The sequence below is a fragment of the Alcanivorax sp. HI0044 genome (assembly GCF_001634945.1).
Genome location: NZ_LWEZ01001947.1, coordinates 1 through 20041 on the forward strand (window position 1 = coordinate 1; position 20041 = coordinate 20041).

General features: G+C 61.3%; 18 protein-coding genes and 1 pseudogene. 12 read left to right on the forward strand and 7 right to left on the reverse strand.

All coding sequences use genetic code 11. The annotated features are described in order from the left end of the window. Positions 1-499, reverse strand: a pseudogene (locus tag A3730_RS28835) (hypothetical protein); the annotation flags it as partial. A gap of 220 nt (positions 500-719) precedes the next feature. Between A3730_RS28835 and hemA the strand changes: the two are divergent. The 4 genes from hemA (at position 720) to A3730_RS28855 (ending at position 4815) form a co-directional block, all read left to right on the forward strand. Continuing rightward, positions 720-1994 carry a glutamyl-tRNA reductase gene (hemA, locus tag A3730_RS28840; RefSeq protein WP_063521582.1) on the forward strand — a complete coding sequence of 425 codons (1275 nt, stop codon included), beginning with the start codon at positions 720-722 and terminating at the stop codon, positions 1992-1994. A gap of 48 nt (positions 1995-2042) precedes the next feature. Further along, positions 2043-3128, forward strand: a complete 1086-nt coding sequence (gene prfA / locus A3730_RS28845; RefSeq protein ID WP_063539433.1) for a peptide chain release factor 1 — start codon at positions 2043-2045, stop codon at positions 3126-3128. A gap of 5 nt (positions 3129-3133) precedes the next feature. Beyond that, positions 3134-3961 (forward strand): peptide chain release factor N(5)-glutamine methyltransferase, encoded by an 828-nt coding sequence (gene prmC, locus A3730_RS28850; RefSeq protein WP_063520789.1) that lies wholly within the window; start codon positions 3134-3136, stop codon positions 3959-3961. A 98-nt stretch (positions 3962-4059) separates the two neighbouring features. Continuing rightward, positions 4060-4815, forward strand: coding sequence for a molybdopterin-synthase adenylyltransferase MoeB (locus A3730_RS28855; protein WP_063520788.1), 756 nt, complete (start codon positions 4060-4062; stop codon positions 4813-4815). On the opposite strand, the gene A3730_RS30755 is transcribed toward A3730_RS28855, so the two are convergent. The 6 genes from A3730_RS30755 to gatC form a co-directional block, all read right to left on the reverse strand. Further along, the gene (locus A3730_RS30755; RefSeq protein ID WP_156497061.1) at positions 4800-4940 is read right to left on the reverse strand and encodes a hypothetical protein; all 141 of its coding nucleotides are present in this window, start codon (positions 4938-4940) and stop codon (positions 4800-4802) included. The genes A3730_RS28855 and A3730_RS30755 overlap by 16 nt on opposite strands. Positions 4941-5007: 67 nt before the next feature. Next, positions 5008-5790 carry a cyclic nucleotide-binding domain-containing protein gene (locus A3730_RS28860; RefSeq protein ID WP_063520787.1) on the reverse strand — a complete coding sequence of 261 codons (783 nt, stop codon included), beginning with the start codon at positions 5788-5790 and terminating at the stop codon, positions 5008-5010. Positions 5791-5922: 132 nt separating this feature from the next. Next, positions 5923-6741 carry a crotonase/enoyl-CoA hydratase family protein gene (locus tag A3730_RS28865; RefSeq protein ID WP_063520786.1) on the reverse strand — a complete coding sequence of 273 codons (819 nt, stop codon included), beginning with the start codon at positions 6739-6741 and terminating at the stop codon, positions 5923-5925. A 150-nt stretch (positions 6742-6891) separates the two neighbouring features. Beyond that, positions 6892-8334 carry an Asp-tRNA(Asn)/Glu-tRNA(Gln) amidotransferase subunit GatB gene (gatB, locus tag A3730_RS28870; protein WP_063539434.1) on the reverse strand — a complete coding sequence of 481 codons (1443 nt, stop codon included), beginning with the start codon at positions 8332-8334 and terminating at the stop codon, positions 6892-6894. After that, complete coding sequence (gatA, locus tag A3730_RS28875; protein WP_063539435.1) at positions 8331-9791, reverse strand: Asp-tRNA(Asn)/Glu-tRNA(Gln) amidotransferase subunit GatA; 1461 nt, start codon at positions 9789-9791, stop codon at positions 8331-8333. Before gatA ends, gatB begins: the two co-directional genes overlap by 4 nt. A 30-nt stretch (positions 9792-9821) precedes the next feature. Then, entirely contained in the window at positions 9822-10109 is a 288-nt protein-coding gene (gene gatC / locus A3730_RS28880) for an Asp-tRNA(Asn)/Glu-tRNA(Gln) amidotransferase subunit GatC (RefSeq protein ID WP_063539436.1), read from the reverse strand. A 242-nt stretch (positions 10110-10351) separates the two neighbouring features. Between gatC and A3730_RS28885 the strand changes: the two genes are divergently transcribed. The 8 genes from A3730_RS28885 (at position 10352) to A3730_RS28920 (ending at position 20010) form a co-directional block, all read left to right on the forward strand. Beyond that, positions 10352-11389: a rod shape-determining protein gene (locus tag A3730_RS28885; protein ID WP_039927492.1), complete on the forward strand. Its 1038-nt coding sequence runs from the start codon at positions 10352-10354 to the stop codon at positions 11387-11389. A 5-nt stretch (positions 11390-11394) separates the two neighbouring features. Further along, positions 11395-12237: a rod shape-determining protein MreC gene (mreC, locus tag A3730_RS28890; protein WP_063539437.1), complete on the forward strand. Its 843-nt coding sequence runs from the start codon at positions 11395-11397 to the stop codon at positions 12235-12237. Continuing rightward, positions 12227-12718: a rod shape-determining protein MreD gene (gene mreD, locus A3730_RS28895; protein ID WP_007150669.1), complete on the forward strand. Its 492-nt coding sequence runs from the start codon at positions 12227-12229 to the stop codon at positions 12716-12718. Before mreC ends, mreD begins: the two co-directional genes overlap by 11 nt. A gap of 138 nt (positions 12719-12856) precedes the next feature. After that, on the forward strand, positions 12857-13438 hold the full coding sequence (locus A3730_RS28900; RefSeq protein ID WP_063520913.1) for a nucleoside triphosphate pyrophosphatase: 582 nt from the start codon (positions 12857-12859) through the stop codon (positions 13436-13438). A gap of 3 nt (positions 13439-13441) precedes the next feature. Then, positions 13442-17263, forward strand: a complete 3822-nt coding sequence (locus A3730_RS28905) for a YhdP family protein (RefSeq protein ID WP_063520914.1) — start codon at positions 13442-13444, stop codon at positions 17261-17263. Beyond that, on the forward strand, positions 17260-18117 hold the full coding sequence (locus tag A3730_RS28910) for a carbon-nitrogen hydrolase family protein (RefSeq protein ID WP_063520915.1): 858 nt from the start codon (positions 17260-17262) through the stop codon (positions 18115-18117). Before A3730_RS28905 ends, A3730_RS28910 begins: the two co-directional genes overlap by 4 nt. Next, positions 18104-19549, forward strand: coding sequence for a metalloprotease TldD (gene tldD / locus A3730_RS28915; protein WP_063520916.1), 1446 nt, complete (start codon positions 18104-18106; stop codon positions 19547-19549). Before A3730_RS28910 ends, tldD begins: the two co-directional genes overlap by 14 nt. Next, complete coding sequence (locus A3730_RS28920; RefSeq protein ID WP_007151180.1) at positions 19549-20010, forward strand: Crp/Fnr family transcriptional regulator; 462 nt, start codon at positions 19549-19551, stop codon at positions 20008-20010. Before tldD ends, A3730_RS28920 begins: the two co-directional genes overlap by 1 nt. Positions 20011-20041 lie beyond the last annotated feature (31 nt).

Sequence of the window (20041 nt, forward strand, 5' to 3'; positions counted from 1 at the left end):
CGACCAGTTGCAGGTTGCCCTGTGCGTCCAGGCCGCGGGCCTGAGTCACCAGGCGACCCAAGGCTTCTTCGCCGTGGGCGCTGAGTAACCGGTCCAGATGCCGGCTGGCCGCTGCCGTGTTGCCCAGGCGGATTTCCGAGAGGATGGCGACTTGCAGGGCTTCTTCGCTGTCCGGCGTGGTTTCCAGCCAGAGTTCGCTCATGGCCAGAGCTTGCTGCGGATCTTCCAGATAGTGGGCCAGTTGGGCGGCCTGGCTGATGACGGCCGGGTCACGAGTGCTTTCTGCCGCCCGGCTGTAGTAGCCAAGGGTGACGCCCAGGGACTGGCGCTGGGCTGCCACTTCCGCCACCAGCAGGTCGGACAGTGTTTCACTGTCATAATTCGGGGCGCTGGCCACCGGCGCCGTGGGTTCCGGGGCGGGCTCAGGGGCCGGGGTCTGGCTGGCGCAGCCGTGGATCAGGAGTGCGCCGCAGAGCGGCAGAATCGCGTAACGGGTCATTAAGGTCGGTATGCCTGTTTCTGTTTAGGCTATCATGGCACAGCGATTGGCCATTGCCCAAGCCATGAAGTGGTGTGCGCTACCATACCGGTTTGCTCTCCGGGCTGACATTGTTTTGGCAGGCGCTTTCGCGCAAAATGCCACACCCTTGCGCCCCGGCTTTTTCGGGGTTTACGGGCTGGCCACGGCCGCCTGCTGTCACTGTCGCGCACAGGAATGTATGAATCTAGTCGCTGTTGGCGTCAATCACACCACCGCGGATGTGGAGCTACGCGAACGTCTGGCGTTCTCAACGCAGCAGGCGGAAGCGGCGCTGGCCAGCTTGCGTGAGATGCCCGGTGTGCGCGAGGCTGCCTTGCTGTCTACCTGTAATCGCACCGAGCTGTATTGCCTCACCGACGACACTGCCCCTGACTTTACCCAATGGCTGGCATCCAGCCGGCACTTGTCTGCGGAGCGTTTGTCCACGGTGCTGTATCAGCACTCCGGGGAGCAGGCGCTGGAGCACATGATGCGGGTGGCGGGCGGCCTGGATTCGCTGGTGCTGGGCGAGCCCCAGATTTTGGGTCAGATGCGTGAAGCCTATGCCCGTGCCCACGAAGCGGGCCTGCTCAATGGCGAACTGTCGCGCCTGTTCCAGGAAGTCTTTTCGGTGGCCAAACGCATTCGCACGGAAACCGGCATCGGCGCCAATCCGGTATCGGTGGCCTATGCGGCGGTATCCTTTGCCCGCCACATCTTTGCGGACCTGAAAAAAAGCCGGGCATTGTTGATCGGTGCCGGTGAAATGATCGAGTTGGTGGCCCGTCACCTGGGCGAGCAACAGGTGAAGGAAATTACCATTGCCAACCGCACCCAGGAACGGGCGAGCGAGCTGGCAGCGGCCGTGGGCGGCCGGGGCATCAGCCTGGAAGAATTGCCGGTGGCGCTGGAAAGTGCCGATATCCTGATTTCCTGTACTGCCGCCCCGTTGCCGATTCTGGGCAAAGGCATGGTAGAGCGGGCCCTGAAAAAACGTCGCCACCGGCCCATGTTCATGGTGGATATCGCCGTGCCACGGGATATCGAACCGGAAGTGGGTGAGCTGGACGACGTTTACCTGTACACGGTGGATCACCTGCAGGAAGCGATTCAGGAGAATGTCCGTGCCCGTCAGCAGGCGGCCCAGGAAGCCTCGGAATTGATTCGTGACGCCATCGTGCGGCATCGCCGTCAGCGTCGTGAGCAGGATGCCGTCAAGGTGTTGCGCGACTACCGTGAGCAACGCACCAGCATGGCGGAGAGTGAACTGGAAAAAGCCCTTCAGCAGTTACGCAATGGCGGGGATGCGGAACAGGTGCTGCGCAAGTTTCAGCATTCGCTGGTGAACAAGTGGCTGCATACGCCCAGTGTGACCTTGCGAAAAATGGCGGCTGATGGTCGCGCCGAAGCCCTGTTACTGGCCCGCGAGCTGTTGCTCGACAATCCGGGTTCCTCGTCCGAAGAAAACGAATAGCTCGCCCGAATACACCCCTGAATAAAGCGCTGTGCTTTAGAGGATTCTATGAAAGCGTCATTGCAAGGCAAGCTGGACAAGCTCGCAGACCGGTTCGAAGAGCTGGCGGGGCTGCTGTCTGACCCGGATGTGATCGGCAATCAGAACCAGTTTCGTGATTTGTCCCGGGAATACGCGGAAATCGATCCGGTGGTGAAATGCTATCAGGAGTATCAGCAGGCGGCGGAAAACCTGGATGCGGCCAAAGCCATGCAGGACGACAGCGATCCGGATATGCGCGAAATGGGCGCGGAAGAAGCCCGCGATGCCCAGGCGCGCATGGAGGCGCTTGCCGAAGAACTGCAGAAACTGATGTTGCCGAAAGATCCCCGAGACGGCGCTAACGTGTTCCTCGAAGTCCGCGCCGGCACCGGTGGCGACGAAGCGGCCCTTTTTGCCGGCGACCTGTTCCGCATGTATTCCAAGTATGCGGATCAACGCGGCTGGAAAGTGGAAATGGTCAGCGCCAGTGAGGGCGAGCACGGCGGGTACAAGGAGGTGATTGCGCGGGTGATCGGTGAGGGCGTCTATTCGCGCATGAAATTCGAATCCGGGGCCCACCGGGTGCAGCGGGTGCCGGCTACGGAATCCCAGGGGCGGATCCATACCTCCGCCTGTACGGTGGCAATCATGGCGGAAGCCGAGCAGCTGGGCGATATCATCATTCGCAACGAAGACCTGCGCATCGATACCTACCGCTCCTCCGGCGCCGGTGGCCAGCACGTCAACACCACCGATTCTGCCGTGCGCATTACGCACCTGCCCACCGGCGTGGTGGTGGAATGTCAGGACGAGCGCAGCCAGCACAAGAACAAGGCCCGCGCCATGAGCCTGCTCAGCGCCAAACTCTATGATGCCCAGCAGAACGCGGCCCACGCGGAGCAGGCGGCGGAGCGCAAATCCCTGGTAGGCTCCGGTGACCGCTCCGAGCGCATCCGTACCTACAATTACCCGCAGGGCCGGGTGTCCGACCACCGCATCAACCTGACCCTGTATCGCCTGGGCGAGCTGATGGAAGGGGACATGGATGAATTGCTCGGCGCCTTGCTGGCGGAGTACCAGGCCGATCAGCTGGCCGCGCTGGGCGAGAGCTGATCGCCATGCGCATTGACGCCGCCCTGCGCGATGCGCGTAGCCGGTTGAGCGATTCTCCGAGCGCCGCGCTGGATGCGGACCTGCTGTTGTGTCACGTGCTGGGCAAGCCGCGCAGCTACCTATTTACCTGGCCCGAACGCGAACTGAGCACTGCGCAGCAGGCCGACTTTACGTCCCTGCTTGGCCGCCGGGTGGCGGGCGAGCCAGTGGCGCACTTGGTCGGCGAGCGGGAATTTTTCGGCCACTTGTTTCGGGTGACCGCCGATACCCTGATTCCCCGCCCGGATACGGAAACCCTGGTGGAAAAGGCCCTGTCACTGGATGTGCCCGCCGAGGCGCAGGTGGTGGATCTGGGGACGGGGACCGGAGCCATCGGCGTTTCCCTGGCGCTGGCGCGGCCGGATTGGCATGTCACCCTGGTGGATCTGAGTGAGGCCGCCTTGCAGGTGGCCGCTGACAACGCTCATCGGCTGGGGGCCGCGGTGACCTGTTTGAAGGGCAGCTGGCTGTCGCCCTGCCCGGGGCCGTTTGATCTGATCATTAGCAACCCGCCTTATATCGAGGAAAGCGACCACCATCTGGATGAAGGGGATGTGCGTTTCGAGCCCCGCTCGGCGCTGGTGGCGCCCAATAACGGGTTGGCGGATTTGGCTGCCATTACTCAGCAAGCCGCCGGCAAACTGGTTGCCGGCGGTTGGCTGTTGCTGGAGCATGGGTTTGAGCAGGGTGAGGCAGTGCGCATTCTGTTGACGCAGGCCGGCTTCGTGCAGGTGGGTACGGTACAGGATCTGGGTGGCAACGACCGGGTCACCTTTGGGCAGCACCCGGTGTAGGCGAAAGCCTGCTTGCGATCTTCAGGCTTGCGCCGTCACTGTCATAGATCGGCTTTGCGTGTCAGCGTGAAGCCGTGTTGCATGCAGCGAGTCTTTTCATGTTTAACGACGAGCAACTCAATCGCTACAGCCGCCAATTGATGGTGGATGAACTGGATCTGGACGGGCAGGAGGCGCTGGCAGCCGCCCGGGTATTGATCGTCGGTTGCGGTGGTCTGGCCAATCCGGCGGCGTTATATCTTGCGGGCGCCGGTGTCGGGCAGCTGGTGCTGGCGGACGACGACCGGGTGGAACTGAGCAACCTGCACCGGCAGGTGGCGTTTCGCGGTGACCAGGTGAGTCAGCCCAAGGCCGAGGCACTGCGTGATCAACTGCAACTATTGAACGCGGATGTGGATGTGCGCTCGGCAGTGGTGCGCGTGGACGATGCCTGGCTGGATGACGCCGTTGCGGAGGCGACTCTGGTGCTTGATTGCACCGACAACTTCGTCACTCGACAGGCCATCAATCGCGCCTGCGTGGCCCATGCCAAACCTCTGGTCAGTGGTGCGGCTATTCGCATGGATGGCCAATTGGCAGTGTTTGATTTGCGCGCCGCAGACAGCCCCTGCTACGCCTGTGTGTACGGGGACGGCACGGACGGTGATCTGGCCTGTAGCGAGGCGGGGATTCTCGGCCCAGTGGTCGGTGTGGTGGGAACCTTGCAGGCCCTGGCGGCCATGCGAACACTGTCCGGTGCCTCGGTGGCATCGGTGCTGCATTTGTTTGACGGCCGGACGCTGGGCTGGCGTCAGGTGGCGATTCCCCGCGACCCCCAGTGTCCGGTTTGCGCGGCGCGTCAGTTGCCGGGTTGATTGTCCGTGGTGACCGGTGTGTCCTGCATGCCTTCGGCCATGATCGGCGGGTCCTCCGCCATGACGCCAATCAGAACCAGAACGATGACCACAATCAGAAACGCCCATCCGATAAGATGTTTCATGGTGAGCCGCCCTCCCTGGGTGGTGGCTGAGGTTATGCTTTCTGGCCTGGAGGCGATCGCCGTCGGATCAGGCCGACAGCTCCACCACCTGGCCATTCAATGATTTTACCTGCCGGGCCATGTCCGTCAGCAGGCTGTGGATCATCCCCGGGTTGGTGCGGATCAGGTTCTTGAACTGGTGCTTGGGCACCTTGACCACTGAGCAGCGTGATTTGGCCCGCACCGTGGCGCTGCGCGGTGAATGCGTGAGCAGGGCGATGGCGCCGAGCACTTCTCCTTCGCTGACGTGGCCAACAACCACATTATCCACCAGCACATCCGCTTCACCTTCGAACAGGCTGAAGACATAGTCGGCGGGTTCGCCCTGGTGAATGATGATATTGCCGGGCTCAAAATAGGCGAAGCCCGGTGTGGTGTGGTGCTCTTCGGGCACATGGGCGGCGAGAAGCCGTGTCAGCATGCCTTGCTGGGTGGTAAGAATCCGGGTCCACAGCCGCGCCATGTGTTCGTCGGCGAGAACCGCATCCACCAGTTCGACGGTGGGGTAGGCCCCGAGCAGCACGGAGCTTTCCGCGTAATAGGTAATTTCATCGTTGCCGGCGTCGGGGAGGATCAGGTCGCCTTCATCCCAGGTGAACAGCTTGCGGTCCTGACAGCGCATACCCAGCATACCGCCTTTCACCACGTAGGTGGTGTCGCGACACATGCCGTATTTCAAGGCATCGTCCGTGGGCGCCAGCGGCAGGGTTTGTGGCTGCAGCGGTAGCTGACCGATCAGTTCGTTGACGAGACGTTTGTACAGGCGGGTCAGGGCGGAAAAGCCGCCGCTGGCTTCGGCTACAGAAATCATGCGCTGCCTCAATAATGGTCGGTTTCTGCATTGAGTATGCCGCAAGATCCCGAGAGGAAACAGGGCTCGCTTGGCAGATTGATGAGGAGGGAAAGGCACCGGGGCAAGGCGCCCCGGTGTGTGCGAATCGGTTCAGTAATCCCGTTCGCGAGGGCCGAATGTTGGCGCTTCTTTTTTCATGTTGGCCTGCATGGCGCGGCGCTGGTTTTTGCTGCGCAGCATTTTGAATTGCAGTTTGCTTTCCACGTCGAAAGCCTGGGCTTCCGGTACGTTCCAGCTTTGCTGGAACAGGGCCTTGCTGGCGCTGATGGCATCCGGTGAGCGGGTCTTGATCGCCTGTGCCAGTTTTTCAGCTTCTTCCAGGGGGTTGGTCGCCACGCGGGTGACCAGGTTCATGGTTTTGGCTTCGTCACCGTTGAACAATCGCCCGGTCATGGTCAGTTCCTTGGCCACGTCCATGGGCACCAGTTCACGCAGGGTCACGGTGCCTGTCATGTCGGGAATCATGCCCCACTTGATTTCCATGATGGACATTTCGCAGTCCGGTGTGGTGATGCGAAAATCCGCTGCCAGCGCAATCTGCATGCCGCCGCCGTAGCAATAGCCGTGCAGCACGGCGATCACCGGGATGGGCAGTTCGCGCCAGCACCAGCACACTTCCTGAAAAAGATTGGTTTTCTTGATGCCGTATTTGGTGAAGCTGCGCAGCAGTTTTACCGGCTGCTTCATGACGGTGCCGAAATCCAGCCCGGCACAGAATGCCTTGCCGTCGCCCTGAAGAATGACGGCGCGTAATTCACGGTCCTTGCGAATCAGGCGGGCGGTTTCCACCAGCCCCTCCATCATCGGGAAATCCAGGCCGTTATATTTATCGGCCCGGCTCAGGGTGACGTAGGCGATGGCATTTTTCTTTTCCAGGGTGACGCGGTTCTGGAAGGTTTGCGTGGTCATGGTTGGATCCTGTTAGAGGTCGCACGTCGGAAGTCTGACGTCGGACGCAAAGTCAAAACCCGGCGCGGCAGGGTTTGCAGTGAACGCATTGCTGCCGTACGGATTGTTTTTCAGGCGTCAGACGTCCGACTTCAGACGTCCGACCCTCCATCACTTTTCCAGCTTATCCTTCAGCAACTGATTCAACTGCTGCGGATTTGCCTTGCCCTGGGTGGCCTTCATGGCCTGGCCCACAAAGAAACCGATTTTCTTCTTTTTCTTGGCGTCGTCGGAGTTGCGGTAATCCTCAACCTGGGGCGCATTGTTGGCGATGATGTCGTCAACGATTTTTTCCAGTTCACCGCTGTCGCTCATCTGCTTGAGGCCCTTGGCTTCAATGATGTCGTCCGGGTTGCCTTCGCCGGCCCAGCAGGCTTCGAATACCTGTTTGGCAATTTTCGAACTGATGGTGCCGTCTTTCAGGCGGGCAATCAGCTGGCCCAGCTGTTCCGCACTAACCGGGCTGTCGGCAATATCTTTTTCTTCGGCGTTCAGTTTGGCGGCCAGTTCACCCATGACCCAGTTGGCGGCCAGCTTGGCGTCACCGCCGGCTTTGGCGGCTGCTTCGAAGAACGCGGCAGTGGCGATGGAGCCGGACAACAGGTCTGCATCGTACTCTGACAGCTGATAGTCGTTGATGAAGCGTGCCTTGCGAGAATCCGGCAACTCGGGCATGGCCGCTTTCAGTTCTTCGATGTCGGCATCGGTAATCGCGACGGGCAACAGGTCCGGGCAGGGGAAATAACGGTAGTCGTTGGCGTCTTCCTTGCTGCGCATGGAGCGGGCGGTGTGCGTGTCGCCATTGTACAGGCGGGTTTCCTGAACGATTTCGCCGCCATCTTCCAGAACGTCAATCTGCCGTTCTACTTCCAGGGCGATGGCCTTTTCCATGAAGCGGAAAGAGTTGAGGTTTTTGGTTTCGGTGCGGGTGCCCAGTGGCTCGCCGGGTTTGCGAACGGAAATGTTCACATCGAAGCGCATGTTGCCCTGGGACATGTCGCCATCGCAGATGCCGATGGAGGTGACGATGGCGTGCAACTTGCGGGCAAAGGCCACGGCTTCTTCGGCGTTGGCCATGTCTGGCTCACTGACGATTTCAATCAGCGGGGTGCCGGCGCGGTTCAGGTCGATGCCGGTCATGCCATGAAAGTCTTCATGTAAAGACTTGCCGGCATCTTCTTCCAAGTGGGCATGATGGATGCGAACGACCTTTTTCTCTCCGTTTTCAAGTTGGATCTCAACGGTGCCAGCACCGACAACCGGCTCGGCCAGCTGCGTGGTTTGATAGCCCTTGGGCAGGTCCGGGTAAAAATAATTTTTCCGTTCAAAAACACTGTGGCGGCAAATGTCGGCATTGATGGCCAGGCCAAACAGGGCAGCCTTGCGTACCGCTTCCCGGTTCACCACGGGCAAGGTGCCAGGCAAGCCCAGATCAACCAGTGATGCCTGGGTGTTCGGTTCTGCGCCGGTGGACAGCTTGCTGCCAGAGAACAGTTTGCTGGCGGTGTTGAGCTGGACGTGCACTTCCAGACCGATAACCACTTCCCAACTCATTGTGCACCTCCAAACGCTGGCGCTTGCTTGTGCCAGTCAGTGGCCTGCTGATATTTGTGGGCCACGTTGAGAATCTGCCCTTCACGGAAATAATTGCCGATGATCTGGGTGCCAGTGGGCAGGCCATTGATAAAACCGGTGGGCATGGACAGCGCCGGCAGGCCGGCCAGGTTGACGCCAATGGTGAAGACGTCGGCCATATACATGCTGACCGGATCGTCCTTTTTGGCGCCGAGTTTGAAGGCGGTTTCCGGCGCCGTGGGGCCCATCAGCACGTCCACTTTTTCAAAGGCGCGGGCGAAGTCGTCGCGGATCAGGCGACGGACTTGCTGGGCGCGGCGGTAGTAGGCGTCGTAGTAACCGGCGGACAAGGCGTAGGCGCCGACCAGGATGCGGCGTTTTACTTCGTCGCCAAACCCTTCGGAGCGGGAGCGTTTGTACAGGTCTTCCAAATCTTTCGGGTCGTCACAGCGATGGCCGAAACGCACGCCGTCAAAGCGGCTGAGGTTGGCGCTGGCTTCTGCCGGGGCAATCACATAGTAGGCCGGCACCGACAGCTTGATGCTGGGCAGGGACACGGACACCACCTTAGCGCCGAGTTTTTCCAGTTCGCGAATGGCGTCACGGCTGTTATCGGCGATGGCGCCATCCAGGGTGTTCGGGAAAAATTCTTCCGGGATGCCGATGGTCAGGCCGCTGATATCGTCTTTCAGGGCGCCCAGATAATCGCCCACCTTTTCGTTGAGGCTGGTGGAGTCGCGAGAATCGTGACCGGCCATGGCCTGCAGCATCAGCGCACAGTCTTCGGCGCTCTGTGCCATGGGGCCGGCCTGATCCAGGCTGGATGCAAAGGCAATCATGCCCCAGCGGGAGACGCGACCGTAGGTGGGCTTGAGGCCGGTGATGTTGTTCAGCGCCGCCGGTTGGCGGATGGAGCCGCCGGTGTCGGTGCCGGTGGCGCCAGGGGCCAGGCGGGCGCCCAGGCAGGCGGCGGCACCGCCGGAGGAACCGCCGGGAACCCGCTCCAGATCCCAGGGGTTTTTCACCGGGCCGTAGTAGCTGGTCTCGTTGGAAGAGCCCATGGCGAACTCATCCATATTGGTCTTGCCCAGCATGACGGCGCCTTCGGCGGCCATCTTTTCCACCACGGTGGCGGTGTAGGGGGCAATAAAGTTGTCCAGCATTTTTGAGCCGCAGCTGGTGCGCACCCCCTCGGTGCAGAAAATGTCCTTGTGGGCGATGGGCAGGCCGGTGAGCAGGCCGGCCTTGCCGGCGGCAATGGCTGCGTCGGCGGCATCGGCTTGGGCCAGCGCCTGGGCGTCGGTGACGGTGACAAAGCTGTTGAGGTCGCCGTCGTATTGCTGAATGCGGGCCAGGAAGTGTTCGGTCAACTCCCGGGAGGAGAAATCCCGGTTGGCCAAGCCAGCCTTGAGTTCGGTCAGGGTCTTGTTGTGCATGGTCAGTCAGTCGCCTTTATACGGTCGTCGTTACTCGATGACCCGGGGAACCAGGAAACAGCCGTTTTCGGCTGCCGGGGCAATTGCCAGTGCCTTGTCGCGGATATTGGGCTCCGTGACCACGTCGTCGCGCAGGGGCTGGGTGACGTCCAGAGGGTGGGCCATGGGGGCCACGCCTTCTACGTCAGCCTGTTGCAGTTGGTCTACCATCGCGAGGATGTCATTCAGGCGATCGGACAGGGCGTCGCTGTCCTGGGGGTCCACTTTCAGGCGCGCCAGATGGGCCACCTGGGTAACCACCTTGGAATCAATGGCCATGGTTCTCTCCGTGGTTCTTTCCGTAGGCACCTTGCGCCGAAGGCTGGCGCAGGGGTCGTATGGGGCTTGAAAGGCGCAAAAAGTACCATAGACCGCCTGTCCGGGGCCACTGTCCGCAGAGCACGCCAGCTTGCCCAATGCCCCTGCCGTTGCTAGAGTTGCGCCATCTTATGAGATGCCCGGCTTTTTCCCGCCAGGCATCGTTTTTTCGCGAAAAGTTCAGGAAACTGGCTAGGATGTCCATGATCAAGCGTATTCGGGGGATGTTCTCCACCGATTTGTCCATCGATTTGGGGACCGCAAACACCCTTATTTACGTACGTGGCCGCGGCATTGTGCTGGATGAGCCCTCCGTGGTTGCCATCCGTCACCATGGCGCACAGAAGAGTGTGGCGGCCGTCGGGGCTGATGCCAAGCGCATGCTGGGGCGTACTCCAGGCAATATTACCGCTATCCGGCCCATGAAAGACGGTGTTATCGCCGATTTCGATGTGACCGAGAAGATGCTGCAGTACTTCATCAAGAAAGTGCACGACACCGGGTTTTTCCCGCCTGCACCGCGGGTGCTGGTGTGTGTGCCGTGCAAATCCACCCAGGTGGAGCGCCGTGCCATCCAGGATTCTGCCTATGGTGCCGGTGCCCGTGATGTGTATTTGATCGAAGAGCCCATGGCCGCTGCTATCGGTGCTGGCCTGCCGGTGGAAGAAGCCCGCGGCTCCATGGTGGTGGATATCGGTGGTGGCACCACGGAAATCGCCCTGATTTCCCTCAATGGTGTGGTGTATTCCGAATCCGTACGTATTGGCGGCGACCGTTTCGACGAAGCGATCGTGGCGTTCGTGCGCAAGGAATATGGCTCGCTGATCGGTGAATCCACCGCTGAACGTATCAAGCACGAAATCGGTACGGCCTACCCGGGTGCTGAAATCCGTGAAATTGATGTGCGTGGCCGGAACCTGGCCGAAGGGGTGCCGCGCAGCTTCACCCTGAATTCCGAAGAAATTCTGGAAGCCCTGAAAGAGCCGCTGGCGGCTATCGTCAATGCGGTGAAGAACGCACTGGAAGCGTCTCCGCCGGAGCTGGCCTCGGATATTGCCGAGCGTGGTCTGGTGATTACCGGTGGTGGTGCCCTGTTGCGTGATATCGACCGTCTGCTCTCGGAAGAAACCGGCCTGCCGGTGATTGTTGCCGATGATCCATTGACCTGTGTGGCCCGGGGTGGCGGCAAGGCGCTGGAGCTGATGGACAGCCAAGGCTTTGACATGCTGGCCATGGGTTAACTCCCATGGTGGCCCCGGCCAAACCCTCCTACCGACTCATTATCGCGCTGGTGCTTGCCGTCATCATGATGGTGCTGGACCAGCGTACCCCTTGGGCTGCACCCCTGCGCCATGCACTGGGCTACCTGACGGCGCCCATTCATTATCTTGCCCACTTGCCGGTGGACAGTGGTGAGTGGCTGTCTGAGCAGACGCAAAGTCGCGGCACCCTGCTTGACGAAAATCGTCGCTTGCAACGCCAGGCGTTGATTCTGGAGCAGAAAGTGCAGCGTCTGGCGGTGCTGGAAGCCGAGAACGTGCGGCTGCGTGAGCTGCTCAATTCCTCGGCGGATCTGGATGCCAATGTGCTGGTGGCGGAAATCATCGGTGTGGATCCTGATCCTAACCGCCAGGAGATCGTCATCAACAAAGGGGCGGGGGACAATGTTTCCCGGGGGCAGGCGGTGCTCGATTCCCAGGGGCTGATTGGTCAGGTGGTGGACGCCGGCCCGCTCAGCTCCCGCGTCTTGTTGATCACCGATGCCAGCCACGCCATGAGCGTGCAGGTTAACCGTAATGGGGTACGCGCTGTATTGGCCGGGGTGGGGCAATCCAGCGGTTTGAAATTGTTGTATGTGCCCGACACCGCAGATATCCAGGAAGGTGATCTGCTGGTCAGCACGGGGCTCGGCCAGCTATACCCCCGCGGCTATCCGGTGGCCAGCGTCACCTCGGTGAATCATCAGGCGGGCACGCCGTTCGCGCATATTGCTGCCCGCCCCACTGCGCAGCTGGATCGTGCCAGCCATGTGTTGCTGGTGCAGCCCACGCAAACCCCGGTACGTGCGGAGGCCGACAATGATCAGTGATCGTCCCGCCGGCACCGGCGTTATCATCGTCACCCTGTTGCTGGCGGCACTGCTGGAAGTGATCCCGCTGCCTGCGAGCATAGACTGGGTGCGCCCGGAATGGATGCTGTTGGTGCTGGTGTACTGGGTGCTTTCGTTGCCGCATCGCATTGGTGTGTTGTGGGGCTTTTTTGTGGGGCTCTATCACGACGTGCTGGTGGGTACCACACTGGGGCAGTGGGGGCTGGCCACGGCGCTGGGCGCCTTTGTGATGCTGGCCGCGTACAAGCGCATGCGCGTATTCACCGCATTACAGCAGTGTGCGGTGGTCTTTCTGTTGGTGGGCACGGTGAGCCTGCTGGCGTTTCTGGTACAGGAATCCGTGGGCCGTACCCTGTACCCGCCTTACACCATTCTCTACTCTTCTGTGACCAGCGCGCTGTTGTGGCGTCCGGTATGTGCGGCGTTACGCTGGGTTCAGTTGCGATTTCTAGTACGATAAGCGCGTCGTTCGCAGTGGATAATTGATCGTTGGCAGCGAAACCCCGGATTACTTTGGGCGCGGCTTCAATCTTTCAGTTCTCGGTATTACTGGGTCGCGTAGCTATCAATTGTCCATTATCAACTAGCCGCTAATTCTATGATTCTTTACCTTGCCTCCGGCTCTCCCCGCCGGGCGGAATTGCTCCAGCAGATTGCCGTTCCTTTTACGGTGTTGCCTGCTCCGGCCATCGATGAAACGCCCCGTCCCGGTGAGTTGCCGCTGGACTATGTGCAGCGCATGGCCAGCGAAAAGGCGGAGGTAGGGCTGGCCCGCCTGCCGGCACCGGGTGCTGTAATGGGTGCAGATACGGCGGTGGTGTTGGGGGAGCGTATTCTGGGCAAGCCTGCCGATGACGCCGAGGCCCTGGTGATGCTGGCGCAGCTGAGCGGGCAGTCCCATCAGGTGATCTCGGCGGTTTGTCTGTGCCTTGAGGGTCGGCAAGCCGTGCGCCATTCGGTGACGACAGTGCAATTCCGGCCACTGGAAGCCGCGCGCCTGCAGGCCTATGTGGCCACAGGTGAAGGGCGCGACAAGGCGGGCAGTTACGGCATTCAGGGGTTGGGCGGCGCACTGGTGGCATCGTTGTCTGGCAGTTACAGTGGAGTGGTTGGCCTGCCCCTGGAGCAAACAGTGGAATTGCTTGAATGGGCCGACATTCCTTACTGGCAAGTCGACTGACTTATGGCATCGACCCACACTTCACGCTGGCGCCGACTGCTTCCTTCCCTGTGGTGGGCAGCCGCGATCATTTTATTGCTGATGGCTGCCTATGTGGTGGTTGGCCGTCAGTTGATGTTGCTGGTGCCGGATTACCGTGAGCGCCTTGAGCATCTTTTCGAAGAGCGCATTCAGACCCCGCTGACCATTGCCGAGCTGAACGGGACCATGTCCGGCCTGGTGCCCCAGTTTGTGGCTCGCCAGATTCGCCTGCCCGCCCCGGAAGGGGAGGCGCCATTGGTGCTGGATGAAGTGGTGCTCAGCATTGATGTGTTTGGTTCCCTGTGGCACCGGGATCTGGTGCTTGAGGAACTCAGTGTTCGCGGGGTGGATTTGAATCTGGTGCGCGGTGATGACGGCAAGATTCGTCTGCGCGGACTGGATGTGCTCGGGCAGAATGATCCCGGGTCACGACCGCCGCTGGAACGTATTCTCAAGTTGTTTTACCGCCAGCAATTGCTGTCAGTCAGCGACGCCCGTTTGTCCCTGGAATGGCCGGGCATGCCACCGCTGGCGGCGTCGCAGCTGGATGCCACCATGACCAACACGGGTGGCGAACACCGGTTGGCCCTGCGTGTGGAAGCCCGGGACCGCCCCCTCTCCCTGCTGGCAAAGATACACCTGCACGATGATGCCTACGCGCTGGATGAGGTGGATGCGGATATCTATACCCGCTTCGAGGGCAAGCGCCTGCACGAATGGTTGCCCGAGATAGAAAAAATGCCGCTGGATCTGGGCTCGCTGGATGCATCCGTGGCGCTGTGGGGCACTCTGGAAGGCGGTGAGCCGATCAGCGGACAGCTGCAGGTTGATGTGCCCACGTTGACGCTGACCCAGGCAGATACGGCCTGGCCGCTAACCGGTTTGTCCCTGCGCGCCTCACTGCTTCGTGAGGATGATGAGGCGACCCTGTCGTTATCCAATCTGTCCGGCAGGACACCCTCCGGCCCGCTCACGCTGGGCGATATGGCGCTGCGCTGGGAGACCCGGGGCGAGCGCCGGCAGTGGCAGCTGCGCGCCAATGAACTGCCGGTGCACGCCATCAGCCAGCAATTCCAGAGCTGGCCATTCAGCCTGCCGGAGTCTGCCGACAAGGTCCGTAAGCAATTATCGGTGCTGTCTCCGCGCGGAGTGGTAGAGGGGGTGTACCTGAGTGGCCAGGCGCGGGATCTGGAACAGTTTCAGGTGCGTTTTGCCGGCCTGGCCAGCCAGGCAGATGACCGGATTCCCGGCGTTGAAGGCCTGAATGGCTGGGTAGCGGGGTCGCCAGATGCCGGGCTGGCGCATCTGTACAGCGATGATCTGTCATTACGGTTGCCGCGCCTGTATGACCACGAGTTGGGTGCCCAGATGGCCGGGGTGTTTGGCTGGCAGCGTCAGGGCGATGCGCTCACGGTGCGCTCCAGCCGCCTGCGTGTGGTGAACCCGGATGCCCATGGCGAGGCCATGGTTGCGGTGACCGTGCGCCCGGAGCAGGTGCCCGAGCTGCGTCTGGCGGCAGAGATTTACGATGGCAACGGTGCCCGTGCCAACTACTACATTCCGTTGAAGCGGTTGCCCGATGGCCTGTCCGGCTGGCTGGGACAGGCTATCGGTGATGGTCATTTGCAGCGGGGCCAGCTGCTCTATCAAGGGCCGGTGAAAATCGATAAAAGCCGGCAGCAAGACCGGACTTTCCAGATGCGTTATCAGGGCGAGGACGTGCGCCTGTCGTTTCTGCCGGACTGGCCACAGGCCACTGGGGTTAACGCGGATGTGTGGATTAATGGCCGGGAAGTGCAAGGGGTGGCCAGCCGGGGAAACCTGCTCAATAGTCAGGTGGCGGATGTGCACGTGGACGTGCCAGCGTTTGATGATGAGACCGGGCCCCGCGTGATTGTCACTGGTAAGGTTCACGGCCCGCTCAGCGACCTGGATACGGTGTTTCAGGACACCCCGCTGACAGAACAGTTACCCGACGAGGTGAAAGACTGGCGCTATCAGTCCGGCACCATGGGGGGGCAGCTGACGTTGAATATCCCGCTCAAGAAAGGGGAAGGCGCACCCATGGTGATCGTGGATGCGTCCGTGGCCGACGGCCGGGTGGAAAATACGGAGCGCACCCTGTTGCTGACCGAGGTGCAGGCCCCGGTGTATTTCCACCTGCGCGACGGGCTGCAGATGTCGAAGCTCAGCGCCTCCACCCTGGGTGGCAAGGTGACCGGTAAATGGACCACCGACGCGGGCAAGAGCACTCTTGCCCTGGAGGGGGAGGTGCCGGTGAAGTCGGTGCGCGATTGGCTGGGCTTTGGCTGGTTGGCGCCGGCCAGTGGTTCGTTGCCGTTGGCGCTGACCATTCAGGTGCCCTGGCAGGGCACGCCCTTTGCCCTGCACGCGACTTCCTCGCTCAAGGGCGTGACAGTGAAGGCGCCAGCGCCTCTGGGCAAAAGTGCGGCGCAGAGCCGGGCGCTGACGCTGGACCTTACCGGCAATGGCCAGCGACTGGGGCTGCAGTATGGCGATGTTGTGCGCGGCGCCTTTGCGCTGGGTGAAACGGTGCGCGGTGACCTTCGATTGGGGGCCGGGGCGCCGCGCATCCCCGCATCTGGCGTCGATGTGCATGGGCGCCTGGCCCGCGCCAGCGTGGAACCCTGGATCGATTTTGTCAGCGACCAGCTGGTGCCGGCCATGGAGGGCAAGGCGTCGGATAATGGCGGTAATGGTGGCCAGCAAGGCGGTCTGAACAAGGTCAATGTGCAGGTGGGCACGCTGGATTTGTTCGGCGTGGATGTGCCCGGAGCGAGCCTGTCGGTGCTGCCCAGCGGCAAAGGTTGGGACCTGGCCCTGAGCAGCCCGTCCGTGGCCGGTTCCATGACCATTCCCGAAGGGTTTTCTGCCCGGGGAGACGCGCCTCTGGATTTGTCCGTATCGCGGATGAATCTGACTTTGCCGGAAAGTGCGGATCCGAAATCCGGGGCGCCGCTGTCGCCGATGAGTCTGCCTGCCGTGGATGCCCGCTTGGCCAACCTGCGTATCAACGGCGAAGACTTCGGTGAATGGCAGGCGGATCTGCGCCCCTCGGCGCAAGGGGTACGCATCAATAATTTACAGGGCCGCTGGCGGGCCAGCCGGATACAGGGCACGGTGGACTGGACAGAAGAGAGCGGCAATCAGTACACCCGCTTCAACGGGTCGCTGGCGTCCGATAACCTGGGGCGCTCCCTGAGTGCCTGGGGGCTGGCGGAAATGATTGAATCCGATGACGCCAGTGCCAAGGTTTCGCTGGGCTGGCCGCAATGGCCGCTGGCGCCGGATTACCTTGCTCTGGATGGTCAGGCACGGGTGGATATCGGTGAATGCCGGATCCCTGATACCGACACCAAGACCTCGTTTTTGCGGCTTTTGGGTGTTCTCAACCTGGGCACCATTCAGCGTCGATTGCGGCTGGATTTCTCCGACCTGTACAAGAAAGGATTGAGCTGTGACAGCATCAGTGGGGACTTCGCCATCGACGGCCCCCAGGTGTCCACCAGCAACCTGGCCATCGATTCGCCCTCGGCCGCCATTCGAGTGAAAGGGGCCATCGATCTTGAAAAAGAAACCCTGAACCATCAGATGGAAGTGACGTTGCCCCTTTCCAGTAACCTGTATGCCGGGTGTCTGGCCGGGCCTGCCGCCTGTGCCGGTATCTTTGTGGTGGAGCGCATCTGGGGCGATAAACTGGACAAGACTGCGACCATGGAATACCGCGTGAGCGGCAGTTGGTCGAACCCGAAAGTGTCTGAAACCGAAGGGATTTTCGAATGACGGTGTCTAACGCAGCGGTACCGATTGGCGCAATACAGATGACCAGCGGTAAAGATCCCCAGGCCAACCTGGAGCAGGCCGCCGGGCTGCTGCAGGCGGCCCGTGACAAGGGCGCCTGCCTGGCGGTGTTGCCGGAAAACTTTGCGGGCTACGGCGGTGATTACCGGGCGCTGGCGGCAGAGTATGCCATGCTGGAACAATGGCTCTGTGAACAGGCTGCCCGGCTGGGCATGGCGATCATTGGTGGTAGTGTGCCTTCATTGAGTCGCCCGGACGGCGAGCCGGTGCCGGCGCCGCGGGTACGCACGCGCTCTTTGGCGGTAACCGCCGACGGGGAGATCGTTGGTCGTTATGACAAGCTTCACTTGTTTGATGCCCAGGTGCAGGACGCCCAGGGCCAATACCGGGAGTCGGATCTTTTTGAACCCGGTGAAACCATCGTCACCGTGCCCCTGGCCGGTGTGCAGGTGGGTTTGGCGATCTGCTATGACCTGCGCTTTCCGGCCCTGGCCCAGCGCCTGGTGAGCGCCGGTGCCGAGCTGTTGGTATACCCGTCGGCGTTCACTGCCGTGACCGGTGCAGCTCATTGGGAATTATTGCTGCGTGCCACCGCGGTGCAGACCGGCTGTTATGTGCTGGGCGCCAACCAATGCGGGCAACATGGCCCGCGCCGTGCCAGTTACGGCCATTCCATGCTGGTGTCCCCCTGGGGGGACGTGGTGGCAAGCCTGGAGAATGCGCCTGGTGCGCTTGTGGCACCGCTGGACCTTGCTACCATGAACGAACTTCGCCAGCGCATGCCTGTACAGCAGCATCAACGATTACGAATTGAAGGTCCTTATGACGCAAACTGATGACGCTCTTTCTATTGCCGAATCCGTGCTGTTGGCTCCGGCCAATCTGCACACCCCGCAACTGGCGTCACTGCTGAATGGCAAACTGACCGGGCAGGCGGATTACGCCGATATCTATTTTCAGCACAGCCGTCATGAGGCCTGGGTGCTGGAAGATGGCATTGTTCGTGATGCCAGTTTCAATACCGAGCGCGGCGCCGGTGTGCGTATCGTGCAGGGCGACAAGACCGGCTTTGCTTACAGCGATGACATCACCCTGGTGGCATTGCAGCAGGCCAGTGGCGCTGCGCGGGCGATTACCCGGCAAGGGCAGGATCGGCAGATTCAACTGGCCAGCCGCGCGGTAACCCCCCGTTACACCGCCATCGATCCCTTGCTGGGCTGGCCGGCCCAGGAAAAGGTCGCCCTGTTACAGCGCATCGATGCCATGGCTCGCTCCCTGGATCCGGCCATTGTCGAAGTCACCGCCAGCCTCAGTGCGGAACAGGATGTGGTGATGGTGGTGGCCAGTGACGGCACCCTGGCGGCGGATGTGCGCCCGTTGATTCGCTGCAATGTGAGTGTGATTGCGGAGCGGGCAGGCCGCCGTGAGCGCGGTAGTGCCGGCGGCGGTGGCCGTGTGGCCTATGACTGGCTGTTGCAGGAAGAGCGCATCGAAACCTGGACCCGGGAGGCGGTGCGCGGTGCCTTGCTGAATCTGGAGGCCGAAGCGGCGCCGGCAGGGACCATGCCGGTGGTGCTGGGCCCCGGCTGGCCCGGCGTGTTGTTACACGAAGCAGTGGGTCATGGACTGGAAGGCGACTTCAATCGCAAGGGCACCTCCATGTTCGCCAGGAAAATGGGCGAACGGGTGGCGTCGCCACTGTGCTCGGTGGTGGATGACGGCACCCTGATGGATCGCCGGGGTTCCCTGAGTGTGGACGACGAAGGCACCCCTTCCGCCTGCAATACCCTGATCGAGAACGGCAAGCTGGTGGGGTACATGCAGGACAAGACCAATGCCCGCCTGATGGGGGTTGCCCCCACCGGCAATGGGCGCCGTGAATCCTATGCGCATCTGCCCATGCCACGCATGACCAATACCTACATGCTGCCGGGCGAGAGCGATCCACAGGACATTATCGCCAGCCTGAATCGTGGCATTTATGCGGTGAACTTTGCCGGCGGCCAGGTGGACATCACGTCTGGCCGTTTTGTGTTTTCTACCAGCGAAGCGTACCTGGTGGAGAAGGGCAAGATTGTCTGTCCGGTAAAAGGCGCCACCCTGATTGGCAGCGGTGCGGAAGTCATGCGCGGCATTTCCATGGTGGGTAATGATCTGGCGCTGGATTCGGGTATCGGCGTGTGTGGCAAGGATGGCCAATCCGTGCCGGTGGGCGTGGGCCAGCCGACCCTGCGCGTGGATGCGCTCACCGTGGGAGGCACCGCCTGATGTCCCAGGTTCTGGATATTCTCTCGCGTATGCGTCTGTTTGCCGGCCTCAGTGATGAGGAGTTGGCGGTGCTGGAAAAACTGGTGTTTGTGAACCGGGTGCCGGTGGGCGATGTGGTCTGCCGGGAAGGCGACCGCAGTGATTTTGTCTGCTTTGTGGTGCGCGGTTGCCTGGATATCGTCAAGGATAATGACGGCGGTGGCGAGGTGGTGATTGCTCATCTGCGCCCCGGTGACTCCATGGGCGAAATGGCGCTGGTGGACCACGAGCCCCGCTCGGCAACCGTGCGCGCAGCGGAAGACGCTACCCTGATTGTGTTGACCCGCAAGGGCATTGAACAATTACGAAAACGCAGCCCCCATGCGGTGAGTCTGGTGATGGAAAATATCGCCCGCCTGCTGTGCACTCACCTGCGCCGTACCTCGTCCCAACTGGCTCAGTTCAAACTCCCCGTGGGCTAATGAAAATCTGTCGCTTATGAGAACTTTGTGT